11 protein-coding genes are annotated in these 19,451 nt (G+C 46.0%); 10 read left to right on the top strand and 1 reads right to left on the bottom strand.

Annotated elements, in window-relative coordinates; genetic code table 11:
• The 6 genes from HRU21_03335 to egtD all read left to right on the top strand — a co-directional run.
• Positions 1–606 (top strand): 2-oxo acid dehydrogenase subunit E2 (locus HRU21_03335; GenBank protein NRA41324.1); only part of this gene is annotated, 606 nt, incomplete at its 5' end.
• 76 nt (positions 607–682) lie between these two features.
• A complete protein-coding gene (gene lipA, locus HRU21_03330) occupies positions 683–1,669 on the top strand; it encodes a lipoyl synthase (protein ID NRA41323.1) in 987 nt (328 codons plus the stop codon).
• A gap of 36 nt (positions 1,670–1,705) precedes the next feature.
• Positions 1,706–2,008, top strand: coding sequence for an MTH1187 family thiamine-binding protein (locus HRU21_03325; GenBank protein NRA41322.1), 303 nt, complete (start codon positions 1,706–1,708; stop codon positions 2,006–2,008).
• 131 nt (positions 2,009–2,139) lie between these two features.
• Complete coding sequence (locus HRU21_03320; GenBank protein ID NRA41321.1) at positions 2,140–3,036, top strand: PhzF family phenazine biosynthesis protein; 897 nt, start codon at positions 2,140–2,142, stop codon at positions 3,034–3,036.
• Positions 3,029–4,246, top strand: coding sequence for an ergothioneine biosynthesis protein EgtB (locus tag HRU21_03315; GenBank protein NRA41320.1), 1,218 nt, complete (start codon positions 3,029–3,031; stop codon positions 4,244–4,246). Before HRU21_03320 ends, HRU21_03315 begins: the two co-directional genes overlap by 8 nt.
• A gap of 16 nt (positions 4,247–4,262) precedes the next feature.
• The gene (egtD, locus tag HRU21_03310) at positions 4,263–5,342 is read left to right on the top strand and encodes an L-histidine N(alpha)-methyltransferase (protein ID NRA41319.1); all 1,080 of its coding nucleotides are present in this window, start codon (positions 4,263–4,265) and stop codon (positions 5,340–5,342) included.
• 2 nt (positions 5,343–5,344) lie between these two features.
• On the opposite strand, the gene HRU21_03305 is transcribed toward egtD, so the two are convergent.
• Complete coding sequence (locus HRU21_03305) at positions 5,345–14,173, bottom strand: amino acid adenylation domain-containing protein (GenBank protein NRA41318.1); 8,829 nt, start codon at positions 14,171–14,173, stop codon at positions 5,345–5,347.
• Positions 14,174–14,402: 229 nt separating this feature from the next.
• Between HRU21_03305 and HRU21_03300 the strand changes: the two genes are divergently transcribed.
• From HRU21_03300 to HRU21_03285, 4 genes are all read left to right on the top strand, one after another.
• A complete protein-coding gene (locus HRU21_03300) occupies positions 14,403–16,121 on the top strand; it encodes a hypothetical protein (protein NRA41317.1) in 1,719 nt (572 codons plus the stop codon).
• A 68-nt stretch (positions 16,122–16,189) separates the two neighbouring features.
• Positions 16,190–16,906, top strand: coding sequence for a YebC/PmpR family DNA-binding transcriptional regulator (locus tag HRU21_03295; protein NRA41316.1), 717 nt, complete (start codon positions 16,190–16,192; stop codon positions 16,904–16,906).
• Positions 16,907–16,976: 70 nt separating this feature from the next.
• Complete coding sequence (gene waaC, locus HRU21_03290) at positions 16,977–18,002, top strand: lipopolysaccharide heptosyltransferase I (protein NRA41315.1); 1,026 nt, start codon at positions 16,977–16,979, stop codon at positions 18,000–18,002.
• Positions 18,003–18,025: 23 nt separating this feature from the next.
• Positions 18,026–19,381 carry a hypothetical protein gene (locus HRU21_03285; protein ID NRA41314.1) on the top strand — a complete coding sequence of 452 codons (1,356 nt, stop codon included), beginning with the start codon at positions 18,026–18,028 and terminating at the stop codon, positions 19,379–19,381.
• Positions 19,382–19,451 lie beyond the last annotated feature (70 nt).

Raw genomic sequence — 19,451 nt, 5'->3', positions numbered from 1 at the left:
GGCTTTGACGAAATTGATATTACCGACCTAGAAGATTTTAGAGCTAGCCTGAAAGCCGATGCTGAAAAAGCGGGTGTGAAAATTACCCCCTTACCATTTTTATTGAAAGCCTTGGCGGTATGTTTGAAAGCTAACCCAATAATCAATGCATCGCTGGCTGCTGACGGCGAAAACATCGTCTATAAACAGTATGTGCATATTGGTATGGCGGTGGATACACCGGCTGGGCTCGTTGTGCCGGTAATTCGTGATGTCGATAAAAAATCTTTATTTGAGTTGGCGGCTGAAACAGCGGAACTGGCGCAAAAAGCTAAGGAACGCAAGCTTAAGCCACAAGAAATGCAGGGTGCAAGCTTTAGTATTTCAAGCCTGGGTCCAATGGGTGGTACCGGTTTTACTCCGATAGTGAATACGCCAGAAGTTGCAATTTTGGGCGTCTCAAAGCTTGAGGTGAAGCCAAAGTGGAATGGCACTGAGTTTTTACCGCGCAAGATGTTGCCGGTTTCCCTAAGCTATGATCACCGTGCCGTGAATGGCGCGGATGCAGGCCGTTTTCTGCTGATGTTCAATCAAATGTTGGCCGATATACGCCGAATGATTGTATAATGCGTATTAATTAAACTGACAAAAATGACACGGAATGCCTGCTTGTTGAGTGGGCATTTTCGTTTTTGGTATAGCTATGAGCGAGATGATTACATCCGACAAAAAGCCGAAAAAAGTGGTCGCCGGTGAAAAGTTGCGCGGCGCTGAAAAAGTGGCTCGCATTCCGGTTAAAGTAATTCCTACCGAAGAGTTACCAAAAAAACCTGATTGGATACGGGTAAAAATCCCTGTTTCGCCAGAGGTGAACCGGATAAAAAGTGTCTTACGCAAGCACAAGCTGGCCAGTGTTTGTGAAGAGGCGCAGTGCCCTAATCTAGGCGAGTGTTTTAGTGGCGGTACTGCCACGTTTATGATTATGGGTGAAATTTGTACCCGTCGCTGCCCGTTTTGTGATGTTGCTCATGGGCGACCATTAGCCCTTGACCCTAATGAGCCACGTGAATTGGCTGAAGCCTGCGCGGAGATGAATTTAAAATACGTGGTTGTGACTTCGGTTGATCGCGACGACTTGCGTGATGGTGGTGCGGATCATTTTGCCCAGTGCATTGCAGAAATGCGCAGCCGCAGCCCACATATGCATATTGAAGTTTTAGTCCCCGACTTTCGTGGCCGCATGGATGTGGCACTGGATATTTTAGCTGATGAGCCACCAGATGTGTTTAATCATAATCTTGAGTCGGTGCCGTCTCTGTACAAAAAGATTCGACCAGGCTCCGATTATCAGTGGTCATTAGACTTGTTGAAAAAATACAAGCAACGCTGCCCTGAGGTATTAACCAAGTCCGGCCTGATGCTTGGCCTTGGTGAAACCAAGCAGGAGGTTGTGCAGGTAATGCAGGATATGCGCGCGCACAATATTGATATGTTAACTTTGGGTCAGTATCTGCAGCCAAGCAGAAACCATTTGCCGGTTGATCGTTTTGTGCACCCGGATGAATTTGATGAGCTTGCGCAAATTGCAGAGCAGCTGGGTTTTGCTTCAGTGGCTTCAGGTCCTTTAGTACGCTCCAGTTATCATGCTGATAAACAAGTCGATATTTCAAAACTTAAAGGGCGCGGATAGCGCCTTTTTTATCGCCCGCTATAGGAGAACTTTACCATGCAGGTAATGGTTGATTTGTGTTTGATTCCGCTTGGTGTTGGTGTCTCTCTCTCACCATATATTGCTAGCTGTCAAAAAATCCTAGCTGCGACCGGGCTCAATTATCAAATGCATAGCTATGGTACGAATATCGAGGGAGACTGGGATGCAGTCATGGCGGCTGTAAAAGCTTGCCATGAGGCGGTTCATCAGCAAGGCGCACCTCGCATTACCTCGACGATTAAGCTAGGCACCCGGGTTGACCGTTCACAAAGTATGCAAGATAAGCTCGATAGCGTTGCTGAGCAATTAGCTGAGTAAAAACCAGTTATTGCTTGGCGTCAGCCGCTGACATGCTGGTCAATCCATATCACTCGCTGTTGCTCGACTTCTTTAAATAATTCGTTCTATACTGATACTCAAATAAATACTGCATAACACAGGGTTTGGTTTTGCCTATACCATCAGGGATTGGAGTTCACTGCAAGACGGGTGATGCTGCTGCGCCGTCACTCAGCGCGGTAGATTCGCAAACGGCTTTGCCGCAGCTGCGGCCTTTTCAATGCTTTGTTGGTGATGCAAGCTTTGCTGCTAAAGGTAATCTATGCCTTGTCGCTGATATAGATGTCTCGTTAGATCCTGCTACTGTTTATCAAGCAATCCTGAAAGCGATACCCGATTTATTTGACTCAGCTATCTGTTGTTGCCAATGGCTGCCTAATCAACAATTATGGGTAAGCTGTTATCAGCGCGGCAAGGCCATTCAATGCTGTGGTCATGGATTACTCGCCGCGTCTAAGCGGCGTTTATTACAAGATGCCAACACATCGTTAACCTTGAGAATGGGCGAAAGTCTATTAAGCAGTGATGTTGAGGGCAATAAAGTGCGCCTTCGTTTTAAACCGCTGCAGCTCTTTGCATCTGCAACACCATCTTGGTTAAACGCATGCCAGCCAGATGTTCAGCCGATAGACTGTGCCCGAGCCGGTGACGAGGGCGGCTATATGCTTGTGATCTGGCCAGATAATTGTGAATTAAGCCTGCTAAAACGCCCCAGCTTAGCGCATTTGGCTGATGCAGCTTATGCGGTGATTTACAGTCGACGCTTGAACGATGCAGTGGTTGAAATGCGTTATTTTGCGCCACAGTTTGCGGTGGCAGAGGATCAGGCTACTGGCTCTGCCGCAAGGGTTTTAGCATCATATTGGCGGCAGTCCGAGCTCACGATTCATCAAGTATCTGTAGCTGGCGGTCTGATCTTTACACGCTACTGCGCAACTGAGATAGAAGTGCTCGGTTACTGCCAAGCTTTATCGTCGATAGCTATGATGGAGTCAGCAGATGAATAGTCGACTGCAGCTGATAGATCTAAGCAGTGATTTTCGCCGCAGTCGAGATGCGTTTATAAGCCTGAGTAAAGGTTTCAGCGCCGAAGACTTAAACCTGCAAGCTGCTGACTTTACCAGCCCCGGCAAGTGGCATCTCGCGCATACCAGCTGGTTTTATGAAACTTTTGTGTTAGCNGAGTTCTACCCTGACTATCAAGTCTTTGATGCAGCATATGAGACGCTATTTAANTCNTATTACAATGCAGTGGGTCAACCTTATGCAAGGCCGCATCGCAGCTTACTCTCTCGACCTGGATTAGCAGAGGTGATCGATTATCGCCATTATATTGATCGGCATATATTACAGCTGCTACAGCAAAAAGAGCATCCACAATATGACGAAATTATAGCTCGTTGTCGCTTAGGTATTCAGCATGAAAAGCAGCATCAAGAATTATTTTTTACCGACCTAAAATTCTGCTTTGCCTTTAATCCACTTCTACCCAAAATGTTCGCAGAATCAAACGAGCAATGCAGTATATTGCCTAAAGCAGCTTGCAATAGCTGGCTGCACTTTGACGCTGCGGTTGTTGAGCTGGGTGTGGATGCGAGTGTTGAGCATTTTAGCTTTGATAATGAGTCGCCCAGGCATAAGCAATATATTGCAGCATTCAGTCTTGCCAACCAGCTGGTGACGAATCAGGCCTATATGGATTTTATTGCTGATGGCGGCTATCAGCGAGCAGAGTTGTGGCTGTCTGATGGTTGGGCTAAGGTGCAAGCAAGCAACTGGCAGCATCCGCTATATTGGCAGAGAGACTCAGCTTCTTCCGCATGGCAATACTATAGTTTATCGGGTTTGCAGCCACTCGTACCAGAGGCGCCAGTTTGTCATATCAGTGCATACGAGGCAGATGCTTTCGCGACATGGTCACAAGCTAGGCTACCCACTGAGTTTGAATGGGAGTATGCGGTGCAAAAAGCTGGCGATCAAATATCGCAACTTTATGATCAGCGCTGGCAGTGGACCTCAAGTGCCTATAGACCATACCCGGGTTTTGTCATTGCTGATGGGGCGCTTGGTGAATATAACGGTAAGTTTATGTGTAATCAGTGGGTGTTACGAGGGGGGTCCTGTGTGACGCCTGAAAACCATACACGCCCGAGTTATCGAAATTTTTTCTACCCTGAGGATAGGTGGCAGTTCACGGGTTTGCGATTGGCCAAATAAAAATAAAGGAAACATGATGCTAGATACATTGGATAGTCATTTAGTAGCCGAGGCATTAGTTGAGCAAGAAAACACCGAGCTGATTAATTTATCATCTTTGGGGCAGGCGATTAGTCGGCACGCGAATTTATACTTTTGGGATTGTCATTCGGCGACAAATGATGATGTCGCAGATATTCTATCCGGCCTTACGCAGCAACAGAAAACACTGAGCCCTAAGTTTTTTTATGATACCTATGGTTCGGAACTATTTGAAAAAATAACTGGGCTGCCTGAGTATTATCCCACGCGCACAGAGCGCAGTATTCTTATGCGAGAAGCCTCAGAGATTGCAGACTACTGTGGCGCTGGATGTGTGATGATTGAACCCGGTAGCGGCAGCAGCGAAAAAGTAAAATTGCTGCTCAATAGCGTGAAGCCAAAAGCGTATGTTGGCCTAGATATAGCCAGCGATTTCTTACATTACTCGGCAGAACAGCTAGCTATTCAGTTTCCTGATTTAGATGTGTATGCGATTTGCGCCGACTTTGCCAATATGCCAGCTATGCCAAATGATTTGCCCAGCGGTAAACGCGTGATATTTTACCCAGGCTCTACCATTGGCAATATGCAGCCTATGCAGGCCTTGACCTTTCTTTGTATGTTGAAAATGTGGCTGCAGGGCGATCAACGGGATAAAGATGCTCAGCAGGGCGGCCTTTTAATTGGTGTTGACCTGCATAAAGCAACAAGCATTCTTGAGCCTGCTTATGATGATGCGCAAGGCATTACAGCTGCTTTTAACGTTAATGCTCTAGCGAATATTAACCATATCGCTCAAGCCGATTTTCAGCTGGATAAGTTCAGCCATAGGGCTTTTTATAATCAACAACTACAGCGTATCGAGATGCATTTGCACAGTGAATGTCATCAAGTCGTTAATGTCGCAGGTCAAACCATTCACTTCAGCAAAGGTGAAACCATTCATACCGAAAACTCTTATAAATATAAGCTAGATGATTTTGCTGCTCTGGCAGCGCAGGCCGGCTTCGTATTAGAAAAGAGCTGGCTGGATGCGCAGCAATTATTTAGTGTTAACTACTTAAGGCTGGCTTAAGTTTATAGGTCATCCAGCAGGTCGAGTAAATCGTCGTCATCCAAATCTTCAAGGCTGTCCAAGCCTAACATGTCCATGGTTTGCTCAATAATAGCCAAACTTATTTCGTGCACGGTTGGATGATCAAAAATTAGCTTTAATTCAAATGGGCAGTCAAAATGTCTGCGAATTTTAGCCGCTAATTTTGTCGCGATAAGAGAGTGGCCGCCTAACAGGAAGAAATTGTCGTGAATGCCAACTTGTTCAATGCCTAGCAGTTCAGCAAAGAAGCCGGCAACGATAGTTTCGGTTTCGTTTTCGGGTGCAACATAGCGTGGCTGAGTGCTGATTAAATCTTCTGCCCTCGGTAACTGTTTACGATCAAGCTTGCCATTAGCACTTAAGGGAAAATGCTCAAGCGGAATGAAGCAGAACGGTAACATATACTCAGGTAGCTGTGTTTTAAGCTGCTGGCGAAGCTGCGAATCATCGAGTATCACAGCATCTGTATCGCTGGATGCTTCGGCAACATAATAGGCGACTAACTGATCTTCTTGATGGATCGTTTGCAGCACCACCACGGCTTGTTGAATGCCGTTAATATTAAGCAAATTACTTTCGATATCATTAAGCTCTATACGCAGGCCACGCAGCTTAATTTGGTTATCACTGCGGCCTAAGTACTCAATATTTTCATCGTGTAAGATGCGCGCAATATCGCCGGTTTTATAAAGCCTATCAAAATGCGCATCATCACCGGCAAGTTTAAACGGATTGCTAATAAAGCTTTGTTGATTAAGGCTATCTCGATTTAGATAACCTTCGGCAAGGCCAATGCCTGAAATATATAAGTCACCGATTGCCCCTTTTGGTAACAGCTGCTTCGCCTTATTCAGTATATAAAGTCGCGTATTGTCGATGGGTTTACCAATCGGAATGCTGTTATGCGTTTCGTTGACAATGCAAGGGTAGAAGCTGACGTCTATCGAGGCTTCAGTTGGACCGTAGAGATTATGCAGCTCTACATTTAATGTTGAAAGAAGGTCGCGCGCCTCTTGCTGCTGTAAAGCTTCACCGGAAGTAATCACGCGTTTTAAGCTTTTACACGCCGCTACATTATCCACTTGGTTAAAGGCGTTGAGCATCGAAGGTACAAAGTGAACCGTGGTAATGCCTTTATCGATAATAGTATCAGCGATATACGCTGGGTCTTTGTGCATCTCGGGTTTGGCAAAATAGAGTGAGGCGCCATACATCAGCGGCCAGAATAATTCCCACACACTGACATCAAAATTAAAGGGAGTTTTTTGCAGAATAATATCGTTTTGATCCAATGGATAAGCTTTTTGCATCCATTGCAAGCGATTAATAATGCCTTGCTGTGGCACCATCACGCCTTTTGGTTTACCCGTTGAGCCTGAGGTGTAAATGATATTCAGTAAAGCGCCTGTCTGGTGGGTGTCTGCTGGCTTGTTGATAACCGGCTTATCGACACTGAAAGATGTTAGTGCTCCTGATTGATCGAGCTCCGATAATTTAACTACAGGGCAAAGTGCAATGCTGCTTGGCTCAAGTGCCTGCTCGGTAATAATCAGCTTAACCTTTGCTTCTTCGAGAATAAAGTTAAGGCGATTGGTTGGTGTATCTGTTAGCAGGGGGGTATAACAGGCGCCTGTTTTCAATATCGCTAACAGTGCAACCGACAGCTCAACACTGCGTTCCATTTGAACCGCAATAACATCGCCTGCGCTTATCAATTGCGTCTGTAAATAATGCGCCAGCTGATTAGCAGCTTGATTCAATGCCGTATAACTTAATTGCTGATTATCATCGCTTACCGCGATAGCTTCTGGGCTCTGGCTAACAACGTCTTCAATAATATCATGAAGGTACTGATAGCGTGGGTAATCGAAATCGGTAGCATTAAAGCCCGTCTCACCGATTAATGCTTGGCGTTCATGCTGAGTAATAAAGTCTAAGCTTTGCACTTTATCGCTACTCGCGGCGTGAACAATGGCTAGCGTCAAGGCTTTAAAGTGCCTGGATAATTGGCTAATAGTATTAGAAAAAAACAAGTCTTGGTTGTATTCAAGCTGTGCCGTAATCGCCGTTGAGTTGTTATTTGCATAACAGCTGAGATGCAAGTCATATTTAGCCACCTGCCAATGGTTATCCAGCATCTTGGCCTGCTGACCAAATAGCTGTTCAATACTTGCGCCCAGTTCATATTCTTCTAATGAAAAACTTGCCTGTAATAGTGGGGTATAACTTAAGCTGCGCTCAATATTGCAATGCTCAAGGATTCTATCAAAGGCTACGGATTGATTATTAAGTGCGTTGGCGGTATCCGTTTGGCTTTGCTGTAAAAACTCAGCAACGCTCAGTTCTGCATTAAATTGACGGCGTAATACTACATTATTGACATATAGCCCGATGCTTTGCTGAAGGCTTTGATGATTTAAACCTGGGTATGCATCGCTCATCGAAGCCGATGGCTCTCGACCAAGCACAGGAAAGCCAATACAGATATCTGCTTGATTACAATAATGAGACAAGAGCAGTTGATAACTGGCGGCTAGAAAACTGAATAAGCTGATATTCTGCCCTTGGCAAAAGCTGCGAATCTCTGCACTGTCATGTTCTTCAAAGCTGAAGGTATGACGTGCGCCCTTGCCACTAAAAATAGCCGGCCGTGGTTTGTCGAGTGGCAAATTTAAACTGCTGCTAGCGTCTGATAAATAGAGCTGCCAATAGTTTAGCTCTTGCATGCATTGTTGCTGATATTGCTCTGATGCCTGCCATTGCGCAAACTGCAAGTAACTGCTATCTACCCAGTTTTCAGCATTAGGCGAGGCAATGCTGTGCTTATCAGCGCTAAAATACAGCTCGGCCAATTCAGCCAGTAAAAGCTGAACAGACCAGCCATCGGCGATGATATGGTGAATGTTTAAACCTAATATATCAATTGTGCCATCATGCGTTTGCCAAAGCTGTACTTTAAATAATGGCGCCTGGCTTAAATCAAAACTTTGTTGACTGAAAGCTGCAATCGATTGATTCAGTTCTGACAGATTGCTGTAAGCTTGTATATCGGCTGTGCTTACCAGCGCTGTTTTTTCGTGCCTTTGGTAGCATAAGCTGGCTTGACCGGCTTGATCGATAAAATGACATTGCAGAAGCGCATGCTTGCCTAATAGTGTGGTTAAGGCGCTATTAAGTTTTGTCAGGTCTATGCTATCTGTAAACTGCAGTAGCAAGGGCATATTATAGTTATAGCTGTCTTTATTCAGCTCTTGCAAAAACCATAGGCGCTGTTGGTTGATGGACGCTGGATGCTCACTGTTTTCGCTTAATGTGATGGTGGCGCCGCTGCCAATATTATTGCTATTGCTGTCGATATGACCCGCTGATTTATCTTCTGAATTTGCTAATTGGTCAATGAAGCTGGCTAAATCTCTTAAGCTTGCCTGGCTGATAATGTCTTTTAAACGCGGTGTTTTACTCGCGCCTAACTGCGCTTCAATCGCAGCAGCTAATTTCACCGCAANTAATGAGCTACCACCGAGCTCAAAGAAATTATCATCAATACTGCTAACATTGAGCTTACAACGCGTCTGCCATATATCCAGTAACAGAGCTTCAGTTTGAGTTAATTGCGTGAGATCAATATTGGCCGCTTGGTTTTGTTTTTCGGGCTTGGGTAATAGAGCTTTGTTGATTTTACCATTTGCATTAAGCGGTAGGTTTTCTAGCAGCAAATAATGCTGCGGCAGCATATAGTGCGGCAGCTTTTCAGTCAGCGCTGTTCTAATAGCGCGAACAATCTCTTGCTCGTCTCCCTTAATTGTCGGCACTATGTAAGCAATGAGTTGTTTTTCAGCATGATCAGCGTTTTCGGCATCTACGATGACCGTGGCTTGTTTAACGGCGTCAAGACTGAGTAGCTGCTGTAAAATTTCCCCTAACTGAATCCGAAAACCGCGAATTTTTATTTGATCATCGATGCGCCCGGCGAAATAAATGCTGCCTAGGCTGTCGGTAAAGGCATAATCCCCGGTGCGGTAAAATTGTTGGTGCGCCGAGATATTGTCGGGTAAAAGCTTTTGCGTAAACTTATCCTGGTTAAGCTGATCTATACTTTGCTTATAGCGCATATCAGCCGATGCTGCTGTCAGATAGCCCGGTGATACCGCAGGGCCGCCGAGGACGATTTCACCGAGTGCGCCAGGGATTTGAAGATTGTTGTAGGCATCGATAATCCATGCTGAAGTATTGCCCGTGGCGGTGCCAATAGCTGTTAGCGCATTTTTGTGAAAACTGTTAATCGTTAGCGGCTGGCAGGTGCTGATCGAGCCGTTCTCGGTTGGACCATATAAATGTTGTAAGTGCTTCGGTTTGCCTTGCTGAATGCAAATCTCGATGCTGCTGTTATCACAGGCTTCACCGCCAAACATCAAGGTAGTAAAGCGCGAGAATATATTGCCTTTGTAAGCCAGTAATACATTAAACAGCGCGGTTGTCAGAAAGGCGTGATCAATCTTGTAACGCTGAAAAATTTGATCAAGTAGCTGTGGTGAAGCAAAGCTAAGTTTGTCGACCGCAACCAGACACGCTGCGTTTAATAAGCTCTGCCAGATTTCAATATTGGTTGCATCAAATGAAATATTAGACGCGAAAAGGCAACGCTCAGCGGCTTGCATGCTGAAAAATTTGTTATGGTGTGTCAGGCGAGCAACAGCTTGTTGCGTGACCGGAACGGCTTTTGGTTTGCCTGTTGAGCCGGAGGTGAAAAAGATAAAATTAATGCACTCCGGATGCGTGGCAAGGCAATGCAGTGGCTGAGCGTTTTCTACGCTTTGCTGTTGTTCGTGGATGGCCTCGATACTGATTACTTTTCTATGTTGAAAAATCGCTGTATCTGCCTCATAGCAAAATATAGCGCTAACATCTGCGCTATCTAGCATAAAGTTGATCCGATCTTCAGGAAATTGTCGATCAATAGGCACTATGCATAAGCCGCACGCTAAACCCGCTAATAATAAACTTAGGTAATGTTCATCACGTTCTACAAATAAAGCAATACGCTCACCTTGCTGTAAGTTTAGCCTTAACATACTTTGCTGTGCGCTAGCGCTTAAGCTGAGCAAGGCCTGATAGCTAAAGACTTTGTCCTCGAATACGGTTGGATTGTCGTCATGGGATAAACTTTGCTGCACGGAGGCAGGGATGATTAGGGCCACATGTTCAGGGTTTTTTTGCGCCACTTGGATAAACTGTGCGGCAAGATTGTCAGCATCGAAGCGAGCGGCTGTGGCATTGCTTTGTTTGATGATGGCCAGCTCGTCGTCACTTAAAAGCCTGAAGCTGAGTGGCTCAAAGGCATCATCAGATAAAGATGCTTGCAATAGCTGAAGATAGAGCTTGGCCAGGCGCTGAATATTCTCAGGGCTTATTAACTCGCTGCGGTAACGCCAGTTTAGCTGCAAGCTTTCAGCTTTTTGGTGTAAGCCGGTTAGCACTAAGTCATGTGTATGGCCTTGTTGCTCGGCCAGTAACAGTCTGTGATATAGCTCACCGCTTAGTGCTTCATCGTCAACGCGATTAAATGAGAAGGCAATATTGCTATTGATTTCAAATGCGTCGCTGAGCCATTCACTTGGCAGATCTTGAAGGCTGTATAAGGCATCGCTGGCTTGTTTGGTCTGTGACAGAATGTCAGAGAAATACTTGAGCTTGCTAAAATCGAAGGCGAGCGGTAAAGGGTTGGTGAAATGACCCGCTGCCTGCAAGCTTTTGCCGTGTCGGTTTGCCAGTGGTGTGGTGATAACAAACTGTTTGCCTTGATTAAGCCTGGCGCATAAACAGGCAAAAATAGCTTGGCACCAATGATAAACCGTATATCCATGCTGGCTTGCTTGGCTTTCAAGTTGATTCAGCAAGTTCCGATCTAAGTTGAGTGTATGTTCAGCCGCTTTGTTTGAGCGCTGATGATCTCCAAATTGCTTATCGGGAGATTGCAGCCGTGTTGAAAAACCTGTGAAGTTCACGTTGCTGAAGTTTTGGCTAAACGTGTCTCTGATTTGCTCGCTCAAACAGGCAATGCCTTGCTCAACACGGGTAAATTGCGTTTGATTGATGTGGGCGAAGTCTGCTGCTTGAGAGACCTTGGATTGGCCTTGATAATTAGGGTTGTGGATTAGATGCTGCAGGTCGCTTAATACATTATGTAAGCCGATAAAGTCACATACGATATGATGGGCGCAGATCGCTAGGTACCGCTGTTCTGCTTGATGAATAATTGCCAGACGAACGAGCACATCATGTTCTAAATGAAACGCTGTCTGAGACCAATCTCTTGCATATGTGGTGATATTTTCTTGTGGCTTGAGGGTGATATGGCTTAACGCTATCTCTCTATCGGCTTTGAAACACTGCGCTATGTGCAGGGCATGCTGTATATGCGACTGCTGATAATTTTGCGTAATATTAGCGTCGCCAAAACTGTGAGTTTTAAAGCTAGCGCTTAGTACCGGATGCATTCGTAGTAGTTGTTTCGCGGCCTGCTCAATCTGCAGCTGAGAAATATCTTGCTTAATTTCAGCCAGCGCTAAGAGGTTAAAGTTATAACTATCAGGTTCTTCGTTTTGCGCACTGAACATTGCAGCCTGGCTTATACTAACAGGGAAAGTCTGTTCTGGTAAGTTTATGCCTGTGGCCGCTAAAGTTTGTGGTGTGTCAGCTGAAGCATGGTTCAATACGGCCTGAAGAACGACTTGACTAAGCTGGTCAATATTCTCACTGTCAATAAATAACTGGTGGTCTAATTGGCAATCAAGCTGGCGCTCAAGGGCTGCAGAGAGCTGGATGATATCGATAGAATCTAAGCCACTGGCCTGCAGGCTTTCATGTATAGAGATGGCGTCTGTATCTACCGATAGTCGTAAAGCAATAAATTGTTGGATAAAGCGATTAAGTATTTTATGGGCATTGATCGGGTTTGCGAAAAGCTGACTGGGCTCTGGTAATGCGATCGCGGTTTTGTCTGAGTCGGCAGTGGGCGCTTTTATATGCCAGTCATCGATAAGGCGTAGCTGTTTGTTCAGGTAAAGCTCTTTACATTTGAAACGCTGTATTTTGCCGCTCGAGGTTTTCGCGATGCTGGCAAAACGAATAAAAGCTATATGAGCAACTTCAACACCGTGTTCGCGCGCTATAGCCTTGCGAATTATGCTAGCGGCATTTACTGCATCAAAGTTTTTGCGCTGTTGCCTTGCCACTTCTTGCACTACTACCAGCTTTTCGTCATTAGCCTCAGTAATAGAAAATGCAGCGGCAGCATCCACTTGAAAACTTTCACTGGCGTGTGATGCGGTGTATTCGATATCTTGTGGGTATAAATTTCGACCGCGTATAACTAACATATCTTTGCTGCGGCCGGTGATATAAAGTTCGCCGTTTACGAGCGCGCCGCGATCTCCGGTGCGTAAAAAAGGGCCTTCCTCGCCATCATCACCTACTGCATAAGCAGCAAAGGTTGCTGCGTTAAGCTCAGGTTTTTGCCAGTAACCTTGAGCGATATGCTCGCCCTTGAGCCAAATCTCACCGACCTGTCCGTCAGCGACAATCTTGCCTTGTTCGACAATGCGTAATATTTGTTCGCTACAGGAGCTGCCGGAGCTGTTAAGGCTGGTGGTTGATACTGAGCGGCTGCTACTTTGCTTTAGTTGATCTTGGCTTAGCGACAAGGTGTTGACGTCAATGGATGCTATCGGGTTTTGCCGTCTCGTTGTTGCTAGCAGTGTGCATTCCGCCATGCCGTAAGATGGCCCCATCGCGGCTTCTGAGAAGCCATAATCGGCAAAGCGTTGAATGAAGCCTTGAACTGTATCGGGTCGAATCGGTTCGGCGCCATTCAAAGCAAAGCACCAGTTTGACAAATTGATACCCTCAAGCTGCGCATCACTGATTTGGTCGATGCAGAGTTGATAGCCAAAGTTAGGTGAGGCGGAGGCAACATGGGACGTTTTGCCAGCCTCGTTGAGCAGCTGCAGCCAACGCACTGGCTTTTGTAAAAAGGCAGCGGGCGGCATTAGCCAAGAACCTGCACCCCAGTACATTGGCATCATCACTGCACCGATTAAGCCCATATCATGAAACAGTGGCAGCCAAGATATGCAGCGCGTGTCGTTAGGCAGGGCAAAATTATGCTCGGCCATACGAATATTGCTGATCAGATTGTGGTGGCTCACCATAACCCCTTTGGGGGTGCCGGTTGAACCGGAGGTATATTGCAAAAACGCGATATGCTCTGGCTGGATTAATCCAAGATCAATAGTTGTCTCGGAGACATGCTGCAACCCTTCTAGGCTGACAGTGTCGGTGTTAAGCCATGGTAGTGTTTCAAGCTCGGGTCTGCTGACATATATTTGTGCCAGCGCCTGTGCAGATTGCGCTTGTATACCGTCGGCTGAGAGAATAATGCTCGGCGCACAGTCATCAAATAAGGCAGTGATACGATCTAAATTTTGGTTTTTGCGCGGCGGGTAGGCCGGCACCGCAGTGACGCCAGCCATAAAGCAGGCAAATAAACTTTCTAAAAAGCCGATGCCTGACTGGTAAAATAAAATAGCACGCTCGCCGCGCTGGTTTTCTATGGTTTTAGCAATGCTGTAGACACGTTGATAAAATTGCAAAAAAGTGCGGCTTTGGTAGCTTTCACTGACTTCGCCTTGCGGGTAAAAACGCAGCATTTCATGCGAAGGGCTGTGCTGTGCCCAATAATATAAAACATCAATCAGATGTTTTGCGGCGTGTGGAGATGTATTCGGGTTGACAGCGTCTGAGCTTGACATATGGTCGCGTTGTAAGGCTTGTTATTGTTTCAATCTTGCGGTTGATTTTTAATACGCAGGCTATGTTAAAGTAGCAGCTTAAAGCTTTTAACTATCGGCTGCAACGGCACCATCACCCCCTCGGTTGAATAAAAAGCCGTGTCGTCGATTTATTAAATGATCAGAACGATATTCGCATCTTGCCGAGCCAATCATTGGGCAAATCATACACTACAAGGAGCTAGCGACGTTGACTCGTCTGTTTTCAGCATTATTGAATCGCGTCGTTGCATTAGATGCTAAATGGCCGCTTATATTGGCTGTGATCATGGTATTACCAAGCCTGGCTGCCGGTTTGTTTGCTGATGATTATAGTCATGCGGTGATTCTGCAGGATCTGGCGCCTGAAACCATTCTTCAGCCAGATACGCCCACGGTGGCAAATCTATTTACTTTTGTCACCGAAGACGCAGCGAGACGGCAACAGCTAATGGCACAATCGGTACTGCCATGGTGGACTGTAGAAACGTTTCATATGGTGTTCTGGCGTCCATTGGCTGAGCTAACACATTGGCTTGATTATCGCTGGCTTAAGCAGCCCTGGCTGATGCATCTGCATTCATTATTCTGGTTTGCCTTATTGCTGTGGGGCCTTAAGCAGTGGTTTAAGACTATTTTGCCACCGCAACTGCTGGCATTTAGTTTACTGTTTTTTGCCTTAGATACGACGCATGGATTTAGTTTAGCGTGGTTGGCAAATCGCAACGCTATCATGGCAACGGCGTTTAGCTTGTTGGCCGCCAATCAATTCATTAGCCTGTCACAAGGCGCGATGTTATGTGCAAAACGCACCGCGCTATTCGTGATTTTTTTGCTGGCCGCATTTATGTCTGGAGAGTTGGGTATCTGCAGTGGCGTGCTATTGTTGGCAAGCATTATCGCTATTCCGTCTGAAGCACGCTCGGTGAGGCCTATGGCTGTTCTAATGTTTATAGCGTTGCTGGTGTTTATCGCCTGGCTTTGGCTATATCAAGGCTCAGATTTCGGCGCACGTGGTAATCTTGCATACTATGCAGACCCTGTGTCCGAGTTGCGCTTTTATCTGTCACAACTGCCTGAGCGATTCGCGATGGCGGTTTCGATCTTGCTGAACCCTCTGCCTTTGTATCATATTCCCGCCTTGCAATCGCTCAACGTATTGCTGGGTGCCTTGCTATTATTTGCCAGTGTGCTGTATGTGGCAGTGTTTAGGCAGCGACACAATATTGCTGCACTAAGTATTATGCTGTTGGCTATTTTTCCGGTGCTGAGTGCAGAAATACAGGAGCGTAATCTACTGTTTGCCAGTATCGGCAGTTCGATATTGCTGGCTGATTGTTGCTATCGCATCTTACAAACATTAGCCCATGCTAGGGAGCAGCATTTAAATCTAAGCACCCGTCTGGTGTTAACCCCATTAGCGCTGTTGCTTCTGGCTGGGCATTTAATGGTGTCGGCGATGGTGTTAATACCGATGTCGTATGCACCTAAATTGTTAGCTAGTCCTGCTGAGTCCGCAGTTCGACAACTGCCACAGCAACAATATATCGTGACTTTAGGCATGCCAGTATTTATTGCTGCATATCTCAGTCCAATATCACTTTATCAACAGCAAGCGATTCCTAAATTATTATTAAATATATCTTCTCGGTCTCAGCTAGATCTTCAGCGTTTATCATCGGAGACAGTTTGGCGATACCAGCTTAGTCATGCTGATGGCATTTTTGATGCAGACGACGTACTGATGCGCAATGAAGCGCGCCAGCCGTTTCGCATAGGCCAGACTGTTACTGTCGCAGAGCATATTGCTATAACCATTAAAGCATTGAATGCAGCAGGTCGAGTCAGTCAAATCTGGCTGGATGCCCCGCAGCCGTTGAACTTTTACCGATGGCATTCAGAGCGTTTTAGCAAGATTGACGCAAACTGATTCTTCACACCGTGTACGCTTCAAGCTAAAATTAGACAATTCATTAAATTACAAAATACGAGAGCACTATGGGTCGAGCCTACCAAAACCGTAAAGAGTCGATGGCCAAAACCTCTGATATGAAAGCAAAGGTTTATAGCAAATATGGTCGCGAAATATATGTTTGCGCTAAATCTGGCGGAGCTGACCCAGATGGTAATTTAGCCCTACGTGCGCTCATGGATCGGGCCAAAAAAGACCAGGTACCTAGCCATGTGATTGAAAAGGCCATTGATAAAGCCACAGGCGCAGGAGGAGAAGATTTTGATCCTGCTCGTTATGAAGGTTTTGGGCCGGGTGGCGCTATGGTGATTATCGAATGTCTAACGGATAATTCAAACCGTACCTTTGGCGATGTGCGTCAATGCTTTACCAAAACTAAGTCAAAAATTGGTACTCAGGGTACTTGCGCGCATTCTTTTGACCATGCGGCGATCTTTGTGTTTAAAGGTGATGACGATGAGGCGATCCTAGAGGCGCTGATGATGGCTGATGTGGATGTGACGGATATCGAAAACGAAGACGGTAAAATCACGGTGTTTGCACCGCATACCGAATACGCTAAAGCACGTCATGCCTTAACTGATGAGGCGGGTATAAGTGAATTTGAAGTTGATGAAATTCAATTTGTGCCGCACGCTTCGCATCCGATTACGGGCGATGATGTTGAGATGTTTGAGAAATTCTTAGACATGCTGAATTTTCTAGATGATGTGCAGCGTGTCTATCATAATGCTGAATACTAGCAGTCATCTTAGCAAAGCCGAGCAAAAGCTCGGTTTTTTTATTCAGTGAATATCGAACTACTATCACTGTATGCGAATTCTAATTGTTAAGCTAAGCTCGATGGGCGATCTGGTGCAGGCGCTGCCAGCTATTAGCGATATTGCGCAGCACTATCCGAACGCTATTATCGACTGGGTTGTTGATGAGGGCTTTGCTGAAGTGCCGGCATGGCATTTTGCGATCAATCAGGTGATTCCCACTGCGCATCGGCGTTGGAAAAGGCGTATCTGGCAGAGTCTGGTTTCGGGCGATATTAGGCAAACTCTGAAGCAAATCAGGCGGCAGCAGTATGACGTTGTTTTAGATTTACAAGGTAATCTCAAGTCGGCATTGGTTACCCGCATAGCGAAAGGTAAGCGGATCGGCGCAGATAAGGCTTCGGTGCGCGAAAAGCCGGCTTACTTAGCCTATGATGTAGCCATATCAGCACCGCGCAATCAGCTGGCAATTGAACGGCTGCGACATTTATGTGCAGATGCATTTGGCTATACAGTTACTGGCGATATCAATTTTGGCCTCACTGCATTGCACGCTGATGCACTCAGCATAGCTTTGCCGGATAAGCCTTTTTTAGTCTTTGTGACGAATGCTAGCTGGGCGACAAAGTGCTTACCTGAGCAGCATTGGCGTTTACTATTGGCGCAGGCCAACGAGCAGGGTTATCAAGTCTTGATGCCTTGGGGTAGTCAGTCAGAACAGCAGCGCTGCCTAAGATTAGCGGCCGGGCTTGATTATGCAACGGTATTGCCTCGCTTATCACTGTCAGCTCTTGCCGTATTGTTGCAGCACAGTGAGGGGGCTATCTGCAATGATACCGGCTTGGCACATATTGCCGCGGCTTTGGCGAAGCCAACTGTAACCGTTTATGGCCCCACAGACCCTGCATTGATTGCTGCCACAGGACCGCATGCGATGCAGATGACCTCAGCTGAGCTGATCGATTGTCAGCCATGTTACCGACGCAGCTGCGCTAAAAATAATGCGCAATCGCAGCCGCTGTGTTTAGCTGAATTAAAAGTAGAAACTATTTGGCAGCAATTTATCGCGCAGCTTTAATGGATAATGGCAAGGGATTGAGCATGGGACGTCTTTCAACGCTGTGGCAGCGCGTTATATTACTGAGTATCAGCTTTTGTTTGCTCAGCTGCGCGAGTTCATCAGTATTCTTACCCTACCCAGTGCAGGCGCAAAAGTTTCGTCAAGCCATCGTTAGCGGTTCCTCTGATAAGCTTGCGAATGACCTGCAAGCCAAACTTCGTTCGGCAGATGGTTTGCTGTATGCACAAGAATTAATGCGTATCGCGCAATTAAATCAAGATGTGAGTACCAGTCAGGCCGCGGCAGATGTTGCCAAAGGGTTTTATCGACAACTTGATGATCGCGCCATCATATCTGCCAGTGACATATCAGCTAAAGGGGTGGCGGTGATCAGTAATGATAATGCCATACCTTACACAGGCGATGCTTACGAGCGAATTTTGTTAAATTTATTTCAAGCGTTTAATTATTTGTCGACCGCAAAATTAGAGGCGGCATCCGTTGAATTACGCCAAGCGGCTATCGAACAACGTCGGCTAGAAAATCAAAATGCAAAAAATAGTCAGACGATTGCCAAAGAGTCGCGTAAGCAGCAATTAAATGATCAAACCTGGTCTGGTTCACCAGAGTTTGCTGCGATGCAAAACGCCACCAGCGGCGTTGGCAGTTCCTTGTTAAATGCCTATGTGTACTTTGTTAGCGCGATTCTTTGGGAAGCTCAGCGTGACTGGAATGCGGCATTAGTCGACTACAAAAAAGCGGCTGCGCTGGCACCAAATAACCGTTATATAAGAGCTGGCATTCAACGCGCTGATGCCGGCTTAGTGAGCGCTAAGGCACATTTATTTATTGTTTATGAGCAGGGCTTTGTGGCGAATAAACAAAGCTTTAATTTATCACTGCCGAGCTTTGAATACGATACGTATTTTTCTGTTTCAGTGCCTTATTATCGAGCTCGACGCACCATCAATCGACCAAGTTTACAGATTCAGGTTGATGCGCAGCCAGCAGTGAATGCGTCTATGCTAAGCGATATTTCAAAGCTAGCGATCAAGTCGTTAGAAGAGGACATGCCTGGTATTGTATTGCGACAATTCTTAAGAGCAAAATCAAAATTTGAAATGCAGCAAAAAATACAAAAGCAGAATGAGTTAGGTGGATTCCTAGCCTCAATCTATAATATAGTTTCGGAACAGGCTGATCTGCGCAGCTGGCTTACCTTGCCAGACAATGTGCAAAATTACTACCAGCCGCTTGAACTTGGTAAACACTCAGTGGTGCTCACACGCGCTAATCTTAGTCAAACCTTGCAGTTTAATGCCGAGCCTGGTCGATCGTATCTAATTCGGGTCGTCGATACAGGCTCTCAATTTGTGGTTAATCAATACAGTCTATAAGAGGGAAATTATGCGGTTGAAATTATGCGCTATGCTATCTGTGTTCAGTTTATTACTGGCTTGCGGGAGT

This window comes from Pseudomonadales bacterium (assembly GCA_013215025.1).
Classification (GTDB): Bacteria; Pseudomonadota; Gammaproteobacteria; order Pseudomonadales; family DT-91; genus DT-91.
Note: the sequence above shows the minus strand (reverse complement) of the source record. Positions and strands in the feature narration are given on the sequence as shown.